Origin of the sequence: Vibrio sp. THAF64, assembly GCF_009363455.1 — a bacterium.
GTDB lineage: Bacteria > Pseudomonadota > Gammaproteobacteria > Enterobacterales > Vibrionaceae > Vibrio > Vibrio coralliilyticus.
Map to the genome: position 1 here is coordinate 2,836,179 of NZ_CP045355.1, position 15,880 is coordinate 2,852,058.

Genomic DNA, 15,880 nt, shown 5'->3' on the forward strand with positions numbered 1-15,880 from the left:
ACGAGTTTGAAATTGCTAACTCAACAGCTCTTTCAGATAGCTATTCCGCTTATGAGAGTGACTAGGTGCCTCGGTGATCTGCTTCATGTCATCACTACTACCAACGATATGGATTTCACTTTCAGCTCTCGTGATTGCCGTATAGAGCCATGCTCTATCGACTATCCTACCTTTTTGCAGGGCAATAATGATGCGCGGGAACTGTGACCCTTGGGCTTTATGTAGGGTGATTGCGTAACCCAACTCCATGCAGTCGAGAACGGATTGTGTTATCTCGACCTTTTCACCTGTATCTAGCGTCACTTCACCGTAACTATCACCAGAAGGTTTGACGTTGGTTAGCATACCAAGTGAGCCGTTCTGAATGCCGTTGTCGTAATGATTCTGCGTAAATAACACAGCATCATTCATGCGAAGTGGCAAAAAGAACTTGTCATCATTGATTTCGAACTCAAGGCTGGAGCTATCTGGGTTAACGGCTTGCTGGGTGAGTTGATTGATTTCTGATACGAGTGCCTTGGTTGGAGCCATGACACGACTGCTATCAGGGGACTGTTGGTAAAGCTCACAACAGACTTTGGCAATGTCTGTTTTACTGGTTTCATGAAAGTGTATTGCACCTGTACTTAATTGTTCAGGAACCACTCCTTGATTGATGAGCTTTGAGTATTCGGGAATACCCGTTGAACCTTCCTGTCTCTTGACGATATCTAACATCGTATTAGCCACAGTTCTTGCTTCAACGATGTCTGCCAACACCTTGCCGCAGCCGATGGGTGGAAGTTGGTCGGGGTCGCCAGTGAATATCAATCGTATAGAGGGGTGAATGTGATTCACAAGACGATACATAGTTGGCAAGTCAATCATGCTTGCCTCATCAATCACCAGTAGATGATTTGTTTTCTCTACACTGGGTTCTATGGGGGCTTCACGCAGCAATTTGGCAATGGTTGAAGTAACAAAACCGATGGACTCATGAAGTCTCATTGCAGCACGACCGCTGAGCGCAACGGCGTGTATTTCAAATCCAAGTTGATGATATGCCCTGAGAGCTGTTCTGAGTACGGTTGTCTTGCCTGTCCCTGCACCGCCCGTAATACAGCTTACCGAATTGTCCAGACACGTTGTGACGGCTTCGATTTGTTTAGGAGTTAATTCGTAGGGAAGCTCCGCAACCGCAGAGCAATACGCAGCATTGGCGTTTTCATCAAACAAGTCATTTCGCTTAATCAGTGTTTTTAAGCGCTTGGCAACGACACTTTCCATCAGAAGTTGCGCCGTTGGATGGTAGGTTCCTGTGTCGGGGCTTAAAATGTACTGCGCTTTATCATGACCTGATTGGAACGCCTGAGTGACCAGTGCTTTGTCTTTCAGTAGCTTGTTGAGGTAAGGGCGCACATTGGCATGAGTGGTATAGGTGTGACCTTTTTTAATCTCCTTGCGAATCGCCATTTCCAGAGCCGCGCTGAGCCTTCTTGGGTCATCCTTCGCAACATCGCTCTTAAAATCCGTTACCTTGATAATATCTTCAATGGCACTGAACGAAAGACCAAAGCCCATCAAAGCATAAGGATTATCCTTAATTACCTCTATGGAGGCGTCACCGTGATGCTTGAGCAGCCGTTGCTGCACACTGGCGGGGATGTTGTGCTCACTCATCCAATTGCAATGCGCCAGATTTTTATATTTGGCGTACCCCTTAAAGAGCGCTTCCACTGAATCTTCACTCAAAATCGATGTCAGACGCTTTCTGGACTCTGGGGTGTCGTTTCTCAGTGTGGCATGGAAGTCTTTACCCAAGAGCTGCCAGAGCGCCCTAGCTTTGCTTTCGCCAATGCCCTTGAAGCCACTTTCTCTGGCGATAAAGCGTATCAGTTGCTCACCCGTTTCGGGCAAGGTGCATTCAATATGTTTGGGTGATTCATACGTGTGCTGCTGCATCACATAATCACCCATCTCCATACCTTCTATCTGGCGAGCACCCTTGACTGACCAATGCTGACCCAACGTGGGTAGCACAGGGATGCTGTCGGGGTCGGCTTTGATAGTGACGTAATACTTGCCACTATTGGTTTTATAAGAGTCCTTCGCCAGCGGTACACCGCTGAATATCACCATCTTGGTCGAGCGATAAGGGATACTGGTGACGCGCATTTGGTCTTTATGCAAAGCAGCATTCATCGTGGCATCAGCCCCATTTCGGATAAGGTTTCAGATAGCTCACCAAAGCGCTCAAGTCGCTTTTCAAGCTCCTTGACTTTGGCTTTCAACTCAATGTTTTCAGCTTCTAATGACGACACCCGTTTTGAATCGTTAAGCTTCCGATTGGCTGTGTTGTCGTAGGCTTGAGGTTTGTCCTCATTCTTCTTAGCGGCGTCGGTCAACGGTGGCAGGACACCTTTACCGCGCAGCTCATCTTCTAAGGCTTTGAGTGCTTTCTTGAGGGCAGGATTTTGGTTTAAAGCCGATTTTTCACAACCAATACCCTTTGCCACTTCAATACGATTAAGCTGACCTCTGAACACGATTTGTTTAAAGTCATCGTCCGTTTGTGTGGCTTTCCAGACCTCAAATGCCTCAAGGTTTTGCTGTGCTTTCTGCTGCCCACTTGCCATTAGTCATCGACCTCACCCAACAGCTTGCGAAGCCCTGTGACAAAGCCTCTAGGAAATACTTCGCTGTTGTCCTCCATGTTCTTCACCTGTCCTGCCTGAGTGGCTTGCCAGTCGTTCTTTTCCATGCACTCATCAGAGATAGCATACGCTAAGGCTTTTTTCTCTGATTCGGTGAGCACACCTGATAGGGATGGCAGCACTTCAACACTTGGCTCTGCGGTGGTATCAAACTGGCGCACAGGGCGTTTATCGATGGTGATATTAGCGTGCTGCTTGAGCAAATTGACCTCTTTGCGGTAGCGGTTACGCTCGGCAATGATTTGACCAAACAAGGCGCGTACCGCAGGGTCCGGGATTCGCTCTAAGAGCTTATTATCCGCAGGGATAGATTTAGACCGTGAGGTGTTAGATAGCGGTTTTTTGGTATTGGTATTGTACTTTGCCGCCCATGCTTCGATGAGTGTTCGATAGTGCTTATTACGGGTAGCACGCAAAGCTTCATACGCCAATCCGCCATTTTCGGCAGACACCCGTCCAATCTGGGTAATGGAGAAGTCACGCTGACCTGATTCTGCATAGGCTTTCAGCGTGTCGTTGAGCTTATCGAGGTTTTGCTGCGTGCGAGGTACTTTGCCTTCTTTTAAGTCAGCCAAAATGACATCAATATCGAGTTCCATTAGTCCTCCAATAATTTCGGTAGTGCGATACCATTTAGATTAATGGCGTTATCAGTCAATGCACTGACACCCTCCGCGAACAGCTTGTTATCAGTCAGGTATTCACCCGCTTCGATGTAGTTAGCCACCTTGCGGTAGCCTTCAAGTTTGTCGTCAGGGTCGGCGATTTTTGCCATTTGGCGCAGCATGGCATTGGCGGCAATGAGTTGTTGTTTGTCGTCCATTTCCATGAAAATCGGCTCGAAGCCTTTTTTCATCAGTACACGACTGAGCTTGCGTGAGCGCTTTTCTATAGCAGAAGTTTTACGAAGTTCGTCCTGCAAATCAGGATAGAACTCCGCATCATCACAAAGCAGTGATAGGTGTAACAACTCAGAATCGGTCTCGATAAACTTCAAGGCATGGCTGACATCTTGCTCAGAGCCAACCGCAATCAGTTTATCTTTGGTGTCGCCCTCGACTCTGGCTTCTTCGACACGCATGATTTTGATAACAAGTTCAAAGCAAGCCACTAGGTCTTTTGTGTATTCATCAGTTTCGACTTGCTGCTTTTCATAGCGGCGCTGTAGGGCTTGAAGTTCATCGTGCTTGATAAATGGCTTACCTTGCTCTTCACAAAAGAATTGTTCGTCTTTGAGGTCTTCCAGTTCACCTTCAATCTCAATCGATAGGTTCGCGGCCTGATGTGCTTTGTAACTTAATTGATTGAAGTGGGCGTTGAGCGCAGGAAGGTATCGTGCCTCGGTAATAAACCAGCGGCAACGAGGACAGTTTTCAGGGCCGTGCGGCACACTTGCGTAGACGCGACCTTGAGCGGCTTTTGCATCCCTAATCAACTCACCACCGTTCCAGCACCCTCCAAGGGTACTGACTTCATCCGATTTAATGGTGTTACCGCCGACCAAACACATCCCACACGAGCGCTCTTCCCAACCAATCGGATTACGGTTAGCCAGTGCCGCCTGAATGCTGTCATCGCTGTGATACACCATCTTGCATTGGATTTGCTCCATCGAGGCATCTTTAAGGAAATTGCGCACTGACTGTTTGGATTTGGCATCCAGCGCATTATGTGCTTCATCCATTTTCTCTACCATCACTGATGGGGTGATTTTGTTGTAGTAGATAGTCATCAGTAGGCGTGTATGCCCTGCTAACAACTTAGAAATCACAGGCAGTGGCAGTTGGGTATCCATCGTATACGCCGTGATGAGTGAGACGCGCAAACTGTGCAATGGAAACAGGGTGGCAACCTTTGAGTATTCTGGCGCACCATCTGGATAATCCACAACCAGTTTTAAGCGTTCGCCGTTATCGAGTGTATTCCCACGCTCTGCCAGTTGGTTTTCTAGCACCAATAAGAGTTGATACCAGAAAGCATCTAGCGAGTTGTACCTTATAGGTTTTAATTTATCCTCACCTTTTGCAGATGCGTCACGAAACAAAAAGGCAATCTCACCCATGCTTTGTAGTTGCTTATCCGATTTCTTTACACTAGTGTGCTTATTTAACAATGTGGTGCAATGAGTGGGCTTTGCTATCGAGTTGTATTTTTCTTGCCAGTTACGTAACTTTTCCAACCAGTACAATACTTCCTCGTTTTGCCAAGGAATAATGTAACCCCGCTCCTGTTCGTCTTTGTTCTGGTCAGCAGTCTTGTTGGTGTTGATATACAAGCCTGTTGAATACAGCCCTGTCATGGTGTCGTGAATTCGGCGGAAGATACCTTTCCCAAATGGGCGTTTTTCACTGCCAAGCGCGTAATTATGCTTGGTATTCACCACCCATTGACCTTGCTCATAGCGCCATGTATCGGCTTCACCACTGTCTAACATACGCACCTGATAGGTACGCAGCGGTAGATGGAGTTTCATGAAAATCGCCATCGCTTTGACGGGCGACCAGATTTGGTGAAGGGTGATTTTCTTTTTCCCTTCACCTTTAATCTGGCGAGTCACTTCTTTGCTGCGCCATACGCAGTCAGGGTCTGTTTTATCAATCAGTTCAGGCTCCACGTCGAACCAGTCACCATCGCTTTTTGCTTGCCCTGTTTGCCGCTGCGCCCATGTCCAGTGCTTGAAATGTCGATAGTGATAGGTAGGAAGCAAAGACTCATCGTCCTTGAGGTTTTGCTCAATGACGGTCAGTTCAGTTTTATCAGGCAACGGACAGATGATTTGGCGCAGGTTTTGAATATAGCGATACGGCAGAGGATTGCGCACGGTTTCAGTCGCACTAGCTTGTTGTTTGATTTTGCTCAGCGGGTTTTGAACCAGTGGAACAAGTCTGCCATGGTCATCTTCTTCGGAGAACACTTTTTCAATCACAAAGTCGGTGAAGTCATATGGGATGTTCACGCCCGACTGGATTTTATCGGGGCTATTTTGAGTTTTTCTAACCAGTTTTTCCAACTCTTCACTGGAGCATTGATGTCCTTGGTAGCCCTTGAAAAACAAATCTATATTGCCGATGGCATAAGGTGCATATTCAGAGATATAGGATTCGAAGAATCGAGTTATAGCTTTTTGTTTATGGTCAATCCCTGTGTTTTGTTCTGCCATCCACTCGGCTGCCAGTTCCTGCCATTGTTGCCACTCCGCACCGAGTGTCGTAAGCATCCAAGAGAAGGTTGTATCCGAAGCGCGTCCGTCACGTATTCTTTTTTTCGCCATTACTTACCTCTCAATTTTGGATGCTTGCCAGTGAAGACCCCCTGTGGATCGATGTTATCAAAGCCATGTTCAACCAGCGCTTTCCAGTCGAGCACTTTGACTTTGGATTCAGGATTTTCAAGTTGCAGTGTCGCTTGGGTCAGTTCATCAGAAATTTCTTGCTGACCTTTGCCTGTGTAGGGGATTTGTGAATCTAAGGACTTATGGTGCATACAGCGTCGAATCACCAACGGGTTCAATCCTGAGCGTTCTAATCGTCTACCGTAATTATGACGATGCCCGTGAGGGTCTTTACCTTCAGCCTTGTTTGGCTCTAAACCTATGCGCCTCAAGCCGTTGGCATAGTTATCATGGAAGGCGTTGATAGTGTAAGGGTTGCCGAAAGCGCTATGATGAAACGAAATAAACGCATAAGGGTGATGACAGTCGATGCTGGCTCGGTACTTTTGGTAGTTTTTCCAAAGTGACATAAACACTTTGCCGTAGTCGATTGGGAACCACTGAACCTGTATGTAGTTATCTTTATGGTCAACCATACGGTTTTTCCAACCAAGATATGCTGTACCTTTCATGCGCTGGCGAGGGATGCGCGCATACTTTTCTTTTAAGTACGTTTCTCTATTCTGATTTTTAGAACGAACTTCAGGGTCATTTGGCGCTTTGCCATCGACTTCATTGTAAATTCGAACGATGGCACTATCTGGGTTATAGGGATCTTCAAACACATCTGTCACCCAAAGGGTTAAAGCCTCGCTTCCGCGTAGTCCGCCACCGTGCATGAGTAGGAGTATTAATTTGTCCCTGAGTGCCACTCGTGGGTCGCTCGCACCACCAATGCCATTCATATAAAAGTCTTCCCAGTGCTTTTCAGGAAAGGCGATAGCGTCATCTTCGGTTTTAGTCAGAGGAGTGCGCCCCTTGATGGTTCGCGCCTTACGGATGGTCTTGTTCACAGTCTTATCTTCGATATGACCAAGGAAATCGTTTTGGTTTTTTCGATACCATGCAGCGTAATTCAATCGTTGCTCATGCGGGGTAGCATCACGCAAGGGATTCATCGGTGCAGTGCCGTGCTTGTTTGCCAACCAATCGGTGAATGCCGTCAGTCGGTGAATGTGCTTATTGACGTTATTGGTTGAACTTGGCACCCAATACAAACCAGATGGGTCAAGTCCATCTTCACCAATCGTTCCTGTATACAACCGCTTAGAAAAGGTCTGAAAGAGCAACTTCGGATCGTCAAACAATCCTCTATTGGCTTCCATATAATCCAGCAACAAGGACACCGCTTGAATAAATCCATTCATGACGGAGTTGCTCACACCGTCCGCCTCTAGCTTGAGTAGGTAGTCTGTGACCGTACTCAGCTCTCCTTGTTCAGTTAGCAAGATAGGCAGTTGGCTTTTGATGCCCGTATTGTCCTCAACAATCGTTGCTCTGACTTTTACTGATGACAAATCATGCTTTCTTTATACACATGGAACACACAATTGACTATATACCTACACCGTTAATTGTGCAATAAAAAGGCAGATTTCTCTGCCTTAATACACAATATACACCCTTTAAGTTACTATATATAACTTATGCGCCTCTTTTTGTTTGCTGATATCTAGGGTGTCAGACACACTCTTGATCGACTTGCCTAACGCGTTGCGCTAATTGCTGATACTGCTCTGCAATGGTGTCACCAAAAACAGGGTCGTCTTCAGTGACGTTCCAACGTTTTTCGACGGCTTGCCAATCGTGCAAGGTAAATCTCTTATTAATGAGAGGTAATATAGACTGCTCTTCAAGATCCAAGTGGCGTTTTTGCGTCAGGATAAAATCTTCGAGTTGCTGCACAAACAGGTCTTGAGGAACCACTGCATCTTGGAGGATCATATCAACAGTATCGAGAAAAGCATGAGTCCTTTGTGATAATGTCTCATGCTCTAGTTCAAGATTCTCGATATCCGTGTGATGGCCATAATGCTCTAGGTAATAGTGGTAGAGAATATCCTCTTTAGGGTGATGGACACGCTCAGAGTGGTGAGCCAGATAGTCCACGATTTCTCTCACTAAACTGTAATTGATGGTCTGTTCTTCCTTTAGTAGGGCAATCTTTTGCCTCAATACTGCCAGCAAACGAACCATGTAACCATGCTCTCGCCTTATCCTTTCAATCATCATAGCGCTTCTCCTTAACACCTACTTTTAGTAAGTGTATAAAAGAAGTGCCATTCAAGTCTTGATGTTGCTCGAAAATTGGGCAATTAGCCTTGGCAGGAGCTAAACACTAACCTGAGCTGGAAGATGCCAATCGATCGTTGGTTTACCTTGGGCGTTAAGAATTTGATTTGCTTGCGAAAAGTGTCGGCAACCGAAAAACCCACGATGCGCTGACAACGGAGAAGGGTGTGGCGCAGCTAATACATGGTGCTTATTGCGATCGATGAAGCGCCCCTTTTTTTGCGCGTGAGAGCCCCAAAGCAAAAACACCACGCCAGACTGATGCTGATTAACCGCTTCAATGACTTTGTCGGTAAAGGTTTCCCAACCGGTTTTAGAATGCGAATGGGCTTTTCCCTGTTCGACCGTAAGAACAGTGTTTAGTAACAGAACACCTTGCTCAGCCCAGCTTTGAAGGTAACCATGCGCCGGAATCTGAAAACCATCAATGTCCTGTGCTAGCTCTTTATACATATTGACTAAAGAGGGAGGAGTCTTGATACCTGGTAAAACAGAGAAACAAAGACCATGAGCCTGTCGAGGGCCGTGATAAGGATCCTGTCCCAGAATAACGACTTTCACATCATTGAACTCAGTCGCCCGAAAGGCATTAAACACATCTTTTGCCGGAGGAAAGATCGCTTTACCTGATGCCCTTTCCGATTCAACAAAATTCAACGTCTGCTGAAAATAGTCCTGCTGCTTTTCAGCCCCAATGACGTCTTGCCATGTCAGTGACAGGTTCATGTTTTGTTCCTTCTGCTATTTACGCTCAAGCAATTGTCGCAAAAAGTCATGAAGGAACAAAGCGATAAAGTGAACTAGCTTTTTTGTGGGATCCGATAATGCCCCTGCCCCGTCACATGGCGATTAGGAACAGGAAGACGTGTCGAACGTGCGGTAGTATAAAAAGAAGTGTAAGGCATAATGGCATCCTTATTTGTCTGAGTACCTACACTCACTATGAAAAATTAATGCCACTTTTAAATAGTTAGGCCATTTCCTTGAGCCGAGTAACATGATGCTGACGTATAAACTCAATTTCGTCAGGCCAACTTTCCGGTTCTATTGTTTCTAGAATCAATGGGATATGGTCAAATCGAGGATCTTTGGCGATATACTCAAAACACGACCAACCAATTTCTCCTTTGCCTAATGCGTGGTGACGATCGACCTTCCCACCTAGGGCGATCTTTGAATCATTAATGTGCATTGCCCTTAAGTAAGGCATACCCACAACACGCTCAAATTCAGCAAAAGTAGCCTCACAAGCATCAAAGCTGCTCAAGTCATACCCTGCTGCGAAGGTATGGCAGGTATCAATGCACACACCAACTCGGGATTTATCATTAACTAGTTGAATGATTTCAGCTAAATGTTCAAATCGCCAACCTAGGTTGGTACCCTGACCCGCCGTATTTTCGATCACCGCTATCACGTTTGGTACCGCTTGGTGGGCAATATTGATCGATTCCGCAATTCGAGCTAAGCACTCCTTCTCAGAAATTTTCTTTAAATGACTCCCAGGATGAAAATTGAGCAAGGTTAGTCCAAGTTGATGGCAACGATGCATTTCATCTATAAATGCAGCGCGGGATTTCTCAAGCTTTTCTTCTTCTGGAGCGCCAAGATTAATCAAATACGAATCGTGTGGGAGTATCTTATCAGCGGTGAAGCCTAGCTTTATACAATTAGACTTAAATGCGGCGATGGTTGTTTCATCAAGCGGTTTGGCACTCCACTGGCGCTGATTTTTAGTAAATAGGGCAAACGCATTTGCTCCTATCTCTTTTGCCCTCAGTGGTGCCTGATCAACACCACCTGCTGCGGAAACATGAGCACCGATAAACTTGTTACCATACGACTTTTCTAACATGTTGCTTTATCACTTTTTACTTTCAATATATGGCACGAATTACAGCAAGTTATTGGACTCACCTCAACAACCACACCTCTTTTGTAGTAATATTACAACAAAACAAAAAATCCGAATCTATCGCCAAGACCACAAATCATTGCTATATATGATATTATTGATTCAAATCAACACATTAACCACTAACTTAATAATGATATTAGTAGTTATTTGACTTAAATCAAAACCATCAAAGTAATTTCGGGTTATATAATACGCAGCTCGACGAGATTCGGAAATTAACACCAATAAAACCACTAATGTGGATAGGAGACTGTGATGATTCAAGGCATTCAAATTACTAAAGCGGCAAACGATGCACTACTGAACTCTATTTGGTTACTTGATAGTGAAAAAAATGAAGCACGCTGCGTGGCTGCAAACTCAGGTTTTGAAACTGACCAAGTTGTAGCAATCAACGAACTTGGCGAATACGAAAGCCGCGAAGTTGCGATCGAGAAAGCACCTCGCATCGAAGGTGGTCAACACCTGAACGTTAACGTTCTTAAGCGTGAAACTCTAGAAGATGCAGTTGCAAACCCTGAGAAATACCCTCAGCTAACTATCCGCGTTTCTGGCTACGCTGTTCGTTTCAACTCACTAACGACTGAACAACAACGAGACGTAATTGCGCGTACATTTACTGAGTCTCTATAATTCAGTGAGTGGTACATTGAACATGATGACGGCGCCTTAATGGCGTCGTTTTTTATGACTTTAGAAAGAAGCAGTGCAAGCAAGCTTTTTTTCCGTTACATTAATTGACCCATTCCTAGTTTTCATCAGTAGCTATGTTACTTGAAGGCATCGAAACTTTATTAGTTCTTAGTAAAGCGAAAACCATGAGCCGAACTGGCAGCTTACTGTATATCAGTCAATCAGCAGTCAGTAAACGAATCGCCAATCTGGAAAAAAAACTCGGTAAGAAATTGATCGAACCTTCTGGCCGTTCAATCAAACTAACACCCGATGGGCAGGCTCTGATTGACAACATAGGTCCTTCTTTTAATGAGCTGCGAGGTCTAATCTATGAACAACAAGAGTTGGAAGATACCTCCCTCATCAAACTCGATAGCTCAAAGTCTTTGATTGCAGGGTACCTAGGCAAGACCATTGGCAACTACATTAAAAGCGATCAGTACATTACTATCACGACCAACCACACACCTCGTATTGTAGAACATGTTCAATCAGGTAAAGCAACGCTGGGCCTCTGCGCGGGTTTACTACCAGCCCACCATGGCTTGATGACCTTTCACTTATTTGATGAACCTTTCGCTGTCGTAAACGATGCACCTTTAAAGCAATTACCCGATAAGATCATCACCAACGATTTGACCAATCCCGCCAACAGCTATCAACTCATCACACTAGAAAAGCTCGGTATCAAGCCAATCATGGAAATGGATGCTTACACCGCTGCAGCCCAGCTGGCGTTAGGCGGAACAGCGCCAGCGTTGATCCCTCACTCAATCATTAAAGCGCTCAATATTCCCGATAAACATTGTTTTCATTTCAAACAATTACAACACCTAATCCGACCTATCCATATTTGCGTCAGACAGAGTGTGTATCAGTCGCCTCGGGTTAAAAAGCTGATAGAAACCATTGTTGATGCTGTTCCCAAAGCAGTTTAAATGCCATCGCCATCGACATCACGATCACTAGGGGACGGATCAATTTTTGGCCTTTGTTCACGACCACTTTTGCTCCCATACGAGCCCCAAAGAACCCACCGACCGCCATCACCAATCCTAATTCCCAGATCGGTAATCCTGCCAGCACAAAAAACAGTAATGCAGCGATGTTAGAAGTAAAGTTCAACACCTTGGTGCGAGCGGTCGCATCGACCAACGAAAAATGCCCAATGGCAACAAAACACACAGTAAAAATGGAGCCTGTTCCTGGGCCGAAGAAGCCATCATAAAACCCAACCCCACCGCCTACGGACAAAGCAAACATCGCTTCTGACAGCTTGGCTTGCCCCGAGTGTTGTTTCGTTTTTGGCATCAGCAAAAAGTAAAGCGAGATAGCGACAAGAAGAATGGGAATAAGACTGGTCAGGGTACTTGCGTCAATATACTGCACTGCTTCTGCGCCAATCGCCGAGCCGATGAAAGTACACAGGATGGCTAAGCGCATCTCTTTAATGCTAACAATACCGTTACGCACGAAATACCAGCTAGCAGAAAAACTCCCAAATGAGCTTTGCAACTTGTTTGTCGCTAAGGCTTGAGTCGGGGGAACACCGGCCGCTAGTAGCGCAGGTAGCGTTAATAAACCACCGCCACCAGCCATGGCATCGATAAAGCCTGCAGCAGTAGCAACAAAGAAAAGTATGGTCAGTATTTCGAGGGAGATTTCCATGACGTATGTCTAAACGGCGAAACAATGGCCATAACCATAACACTGAGCTTTCCAGTCGGATAAGGAAAGCATCGAAATTGACCTATTCCATTTTTTCATCATTCTAATACACCGCATAAAAAAGCCCGCTCAAAAGAGCGGGCAATGAGGTTGTCATATAGGCTCTGTTGCGAGCCTACTGTTTTTTATTACGCTTCGTTCTGTGCCACTTTAGCGTGCAGCTCTTGAACTGAAGTCACTGACGTTTTAGCGTCAGCCGTATGTGCCATACACACTGCAAACGCTGCATTCAGTGTCGTTGTGTAGTTCACTTTCTCAGCCAATGCGCCACGACGTAGTACTTTTGAATCCTCAATCGCTTGACGACCTGCCGCGGTGTTGACGATGTAGGTGTACTCGTTGTTCTTGATACGGTCAAGAATATGTGGACGACCTTCGTGTACCTTGTTCACCAGACGTGGGTTGATACCTGCTTCGCCTAGGATAACTGCTGTTCCGTGCGTTGCATCCAGTTGGTAACCAAGCTTAGTTAGCTTAGACGCCAGGTCTACCACACGCTGCTTATCGCCTTCACGAACTGACAGCAGTGCACGACCACCTTCTGGGTAAACTGCGCCACAACCAAGTTCTGCTTTCGCGTAAGCTTCTGCGAACGTTGCACCTACACCCATTACCTCACCAGTAGAGCGCATTTCTGGACCTAACAGCGGATCAACACCAGGGAACTTGTTGAACGGAAGTACCACTTCTTTCACTGAGTAGTAAGGTGGGATAATTTCTTTAGTAAAGCCCTGAGACTCTAGAGATTGACCCGCCATAACACGTGCAGCGATTTTCGCTAGTGGAGCACCCGTTGCTTTAGATACGAATGGTACTGTACGAGCAGCACGAGGGTTTACTTCGATTAGGTAAACTTCGTTATCTTTAACAGCAAACTGAGTGTTCATCAGACCGCGTACACCAAGCTCGAAAGCTAGCTTCTCTACTTGCTCACGCATCTTATCCTGGATTTCCTGACTTAGTGTGTAAGCAGGTAGTGAACATGCCGAGTCACCAGAGTGAACACCCGCTTGCTCAATGTGCTCCATGATACCGCCGATAACGACGCGCTCACCGTCACAGATAGCATCGATATCAACTTCAGTTGCGTCGTCTAGGAAACGGTCCAGAAGCACTGGTGACTCGTTCGATACGCTCACCGCTTCGTTGAAGTAGCGGCGCAAGTCTTGCTCGTCGTAAACGATTTCCATTGCGCGACCACCTAGTACGTATGAAGGACGTACAACCAGTGGGAAACCAATTTCTTTCGATTTCTCTACCGCTTGCTCAATTGTCGTTACTGTCGCGTTTTCTGGCTGTAGAAGACCCAGACGGTCAACGGCAGCCTGGAAGCGTTCACGGTCTTCTGCGCGGTCTATGGCATCAGGGCTAGTACCGATGATTGGCACACCTGCCGCTTCTAAAGCACGAGCCAATTTAAGTGGAGTCTGACCACCGTACTGAACGATAACTCCTTTTGGCTTCTCAACACGTACGATTGAAAGCACATCTTCAAGCGTAACTGGTTCGAAGTACAGACGGTCTGACGTGTCGTAGTCAGTAGAAACTGTCTCTGGGTTACAGTTAACCATGATAGTTTCATAACCATCTTCACGCAGAGCTAGTGAAGCGTGTACACAACAGTAATCAAATTCGATACCTTGGCCGATACGGTTTGGACCACCACCAAGAACCATGATCTTGTCTTTGTCTGTCGGCTGCGCTTCACACTCTTCATCGTAAGATGAGTACATGTAAGCGGTGTCAGAAGAGAACTCAGCCGCACAAGTATCAACGCGTTTGTATACTGGGTGGATATCGTACTGGTCACGCAGGCGACGAATTTCGTTCTCAGATACACCAAGAATTGAAGATAGACGAGCATCAGAGAAACCTTTACGCTTCATCTTACGTAGCACATCTTCAGTCAAGCCAGCAAAACCGCCTGCCTTAACTTGGTTTTCCAGGTTAACCAGTTCTTCAATCTGAACTAGGAACCAACGGTCAATTGCCGTTAGATTGAATACGCCATCTACTGACATACCAGCACGGAATGCATCTGCGATGTACCAGATACGCTCTGCGCCAGCTTCTTTTAGTTCATGACGAATTGTTGTTAGTGCGTCAGGCGCATCCAGATCAACCATTTCGTCAAAACCGTTGGCACCAACTTCAAGGCCACGAAGCGCTTTTTGTAGAGATTCTTGTTGGTTACGGCCGATAGCCATAACCTCACCAACGGACTTCATCTGAGTTGTCAGGCGGTCGTTAGCACCTGCAAATTTCTCGAAGTTAAAACGAGGAATCTTAGTTACTACGTAATCGATTGTTGGTTCGAATGACGCAGGAGTCGCGCCACCTGTGATGTCGTTCTGTAGCTCATCAAGAGTGAATCCAACAGCCAGTTTCGCTGCAATCTTAGCGATTGGGAAACCTGTTGCTTTAGAAGCAAGAGCAGAAGAGCGAGATACACGTGGGTTCATCTCGATGATAACCATGCGGCCATCTTTCGGATTAATACCAAACTGTACGTTTGAACCACCTGTCTCAACACCGATTTCGCGCAGTACTGCTAGGGATGCATTACGCATCAACTGGTACTCTTTGTCAGTCAACGTTTGGGCTGGTGCCACTGTAATTGAGTCACCAGTGTGGATACCCATTGGGTCGAAGTTTTCGATAGAACATACGATGATACAGTTGTCCGCTTTGTCACGAACCACTTCCATCTCATACTCTTTCCAACCGATTAGTGATTCATCGATTAGAAGCTCGTTGGTTGGAGAAAGGTCCAAACCACGACGACAGATCTCTTCGAACTCTTCTTTGTTGTAAGCGATGCCACCACCAGTACCACCCATAGTGAATGAAGGACGAATGATACATGGGAAGCCAACCATATCGAGAACTTTGTAAGCTTCTTCCATCGTCTTAGCCGTATCCGCACGCGGACACTCTAGACCAATCGACTTCATTGCTTTATCAAAGCGAGAACGGTCTTCGGCTTTATCGATAGCATCGGCCGTTGCACCGATCATCTCTACGCCAAACTCTTCGAGGACACCATGCTTCTCAAGATCCAAAGCACAGTTAAGTGCAGTCTGGCCACCCATAGTAGGCAGGACAGCATCAGGACGCTCTTTCTCAATGATCTTACGCACAACTTCCCATTGAATTGGCTCGATGTAAGTGGCATCCGCCATTTCTGGGTCTGTCATGATCGTCGCAGGGTTCGAGTTAACCAGAATGACTCGATAACCTTCTTCACGCAGTGCTTTACAAGCTTGAGCACCAGAGTAGTCAAACTCACATGCCTGACCGATAACAATCGGGCCTGCACCTAGAATTAGAATACTTTTTAAATCAGTACGTTTTGGCATTCTC

The 15,880-nt window shown here is 46.1% G+C and carries 12 protein-coding genes; 2 read left to right on the forward strand and 10 right to left on the reverse strand.

Features of this window, described 5'->3' with window-relative positions; genetic code table 11:
* Positions 1-15: 15 nt before the first annotated feature.
* The 8 genes from FIU99_RS13225 to nfo all read right to left on the reverse strand — a co-directional run bounded on the left by FIU99_RS13225 (position 16) and on the right by nfo (position 10,051).
* The gene (locus FIU99_RS13225; protein ID WP_152472306.1) at positions 16-2,181 is read right to left on the reverse strand and encodes an AAA family ATPase; all 2,166 of its coding nucleotides are present in this window, start codon (positions 2,179-2,181) and stop codon (positions 16-18) included.
* Positions 2,178-2,615: a VPA1267 family protein gene (locus FIU99_RS13230; protein WP_152472307.1), complete on the reverse strand. Its 438-nt coding sequence runs from the start codon at positions 2,613-2,615 to the stop codon at positions 2,178-2,180. Before FIU99_RS13230 ends, FIU99_RS13225 begins: the two co-directional genes overlap by 4 nt.
* Complete coding sequence (gene gmtX / locus FIU99_RS13235; protein ID WP_152472308.1) at positions 2,615-3,292, reverse strand: gamma-mobile-trio protein GmtX; 678 nt, start codon at positions 3,290-3,292, stop codon at positions 2,615-2,617. The genes FIU99_RS13230 and gmtX overlap by 1 nt, the downstream gene beginning before the upstream one ends.
* The gene (locus FIU99_RS13240) at positions 3,292-5,964 is read right to left on the reverse strand and encodes an integrase family protein (RefSeq protein ID WP_152472309.1); all 2,673 of its coding nucleotides are present in this window, start codon (positions 5,962-5,964) and stop codon (positions 3,292-3,294) included. The genes gmtX and FIU99_RS13240 overlap by 1 nt, the downstream gene beginning before the upstream one ends.
* Positions 5,964-7,421 carry a gamma-mobile-trio recombinase GmtY gene (gene gmtY, locus FIU99_RS13245; protein ID WP_152472310.1) on the reverse strand — a complete coding sequence of 486 codons (1,458 nt, stop codon included), beginning with the start codon at positions 7,419-7,421 and terminating at the stop codon, positions 5,964-5,966. The genes FIU99_RS13240 and gmtY overlap by 1 nt, the downstream gene beginning before the upstream one ends.
* 163 nt (positions 7,422-7,584) lie before the next feature.
* On the reverse strand, positions 7,585-8,136 hold the full coding sequence (locus tag FIU99_RS13250) for a hemerythrin domain-containing protein (RefSeq protein WP_006957980.1): 552 nt from the start codon (positions 8,134-8,136) through the stop codon (positions 7,585-7,587).
* A gap of 99 nt (positions 8,137-8,235) precedes the next feature.
* Positions 8,236-8,922 (reverse strand): uracil-DNA glycosylase, encoded by a 687-nt coding sequence (gene ung, locus FIU99_RS13255; RefSeq protein ID WP_006957981.1) that lies wholly within the window; start codon positions 8,920-8,922, stop codon positions 8,236-8,238.
* Positions 8,923-9,166: 244 nt separating this feature from the next.
* Positions 9,167-10,051, reverse strand: a complete 885-nt coding sequence (gene nfo, locus FIU99_RS13260; RefSeq protein ID WP_006957982.1) for a deoxyribonuclease IV — start codon at positions 10,049-10,051, stop codon at positions 9,167-9,169.
* Between the two features lie 318 nt (positions 10,052-10,369).
* Here nfo and grcA point away from each other — a divergent pair, with 318 nt between their 5' ends.
* Together grcA and FIU99_RS13270 are read left to right on the forward strand one after the other, a co-directional pair.
* Entirely contained in the window at positions 10,370-10,747 is a 378-nt protein-coding gene (grcA, locus tag FIU99_RS13265; protein ID WP_006957983.1) for an autonomous glycyl radical cofactor GrcA, read from the forward strand.
* Between the two features lie 134 nt (positions 10,748-10,881).
* Positions 10,882-11,727 carry a LysR family transcriptional regulator gene (locus FIU99_RS13270; protein ID WP_006957984.1) on the forward strand — a complete coding sequence of 282 codons (846 nt, stop codon included), beginning with the start codon at positions 10,882-10,884 and terminating at the stop codon, positions 11,725-11,727.
* Here the strand turns inward: FIU99_RS13270 and FIU99_RS13275 are convergent.
* Complete coding sequence (locus FIU99_RS13275) at positions 11,678-12,457, reverse strand: TSUP family transporter (RefSeq protein WP_006957985.1); 780 nt, start codon at positions 12,455-12,457, stop codon at positions 11,678-11,680. The genes FIU99_RS13270 and FIU99_RS13275 overlap by 50 nt on opposite strands.
* A 188-nt stretch (positions 12,458-12,645) precedes the next feature.
* Positions 12,646-15,876 carry a carbamoyl-phosphate synthase large subunit gene (gene carB / locus FIU99_RS13280; protein WP_006957986.1) on the reverse strand — a complete coding sequence of 1,077 codons (3,231 nt, stop codon included), beginning with the start codon at positions 15,874-15,876 and terminating at the stop codon, positions 12,646-12,648.
* Positions 15,877-15,880: the final 4 nt, after the last annotated feature.

What these genes read in the sequence shown, in the direction of transcription:
- FIU99_RS13225 (WP_152472306.1), bottom strand. Translation starts at nt 2,181, where the DNA reads ATGAATGCTGCTTTGCATAAAGACCAAATGCGCGTCACCAGTATCCCT.
- FIU99_RS13230 (WP_152472307.1), bottom strand. Translation starts at nt 2,615, where the DNA reads ATGGCAAGTGGGCAGCAGAAAGCACAGCAAAACCTTGAGGCATTTGAG.
- gmtX (WP_152472308.1), bottom strand. Translation starts at nt 3,292, where the DNA reads ATGGAACTCGATATTGATGTCATTTTGGCTGACTTAAAAGAAGGCAAA.
- FIU99_RS13240 (WP_152472309.1), bottom strand. Translation starts at nt 5,964, where the DNA reads ATGGCGAAAAAAAGAATACGTGACGGACGCGCTTCGGATACAACCTTC.
- FIU99_RS13250 (WP_006957980.1), bottom strand. Translation starts at nt 8,136, where the DNA reads ATGATGATTGAAAGGATAAGGCGAGAGCATGGTTACATGGTTCGTTTG.
- ung (WP_006957981.1), bottom strand. Translation starts at nt 8,922, where the DNA reads ATGAACCTGTCACTGACATGGCAAGACGTCATTGGGGCTGAAAAGCAG.
- nfo (WP_006957982.1), bottom strand. Translation starts at nt 10,051, where the DNA reads ATGTTAGAAAAGTCGTATGGTAACAAGTTTATCGGTGCTCATGTTTCC.
- grcA (WP_006957983.1), top strand. Translation starts at nt 10,370, where the DNA reads ATGATTCAAGGCATTCAAATTACTAAAGCGGCAAACGATGCACTACTG.
- FIU99_RS13270 (WP_006957984.1), top strand. Translation starts at nt 10,882, where the DNA reads ATGTTACTTGAAGGCATCGAAACTTTATTAGTTCTTAGTAAAGCGAAA.
- FIU99_RS13275 (WP_006957985.1), bottom strand. Translation starts at nt 12,457, where the DNA reads ATGGAAATCTCCCTCGAAATACTGACCATACTTTTCTTTGTTGCTACT.
- carB (WP_006957986.1), bottom strand. Translation starts at nt 15,876, where the DNA reads ATGCCAAAACGTACTGATTTAAAAAGTATTCTAATTCTAGGTGCAGGC.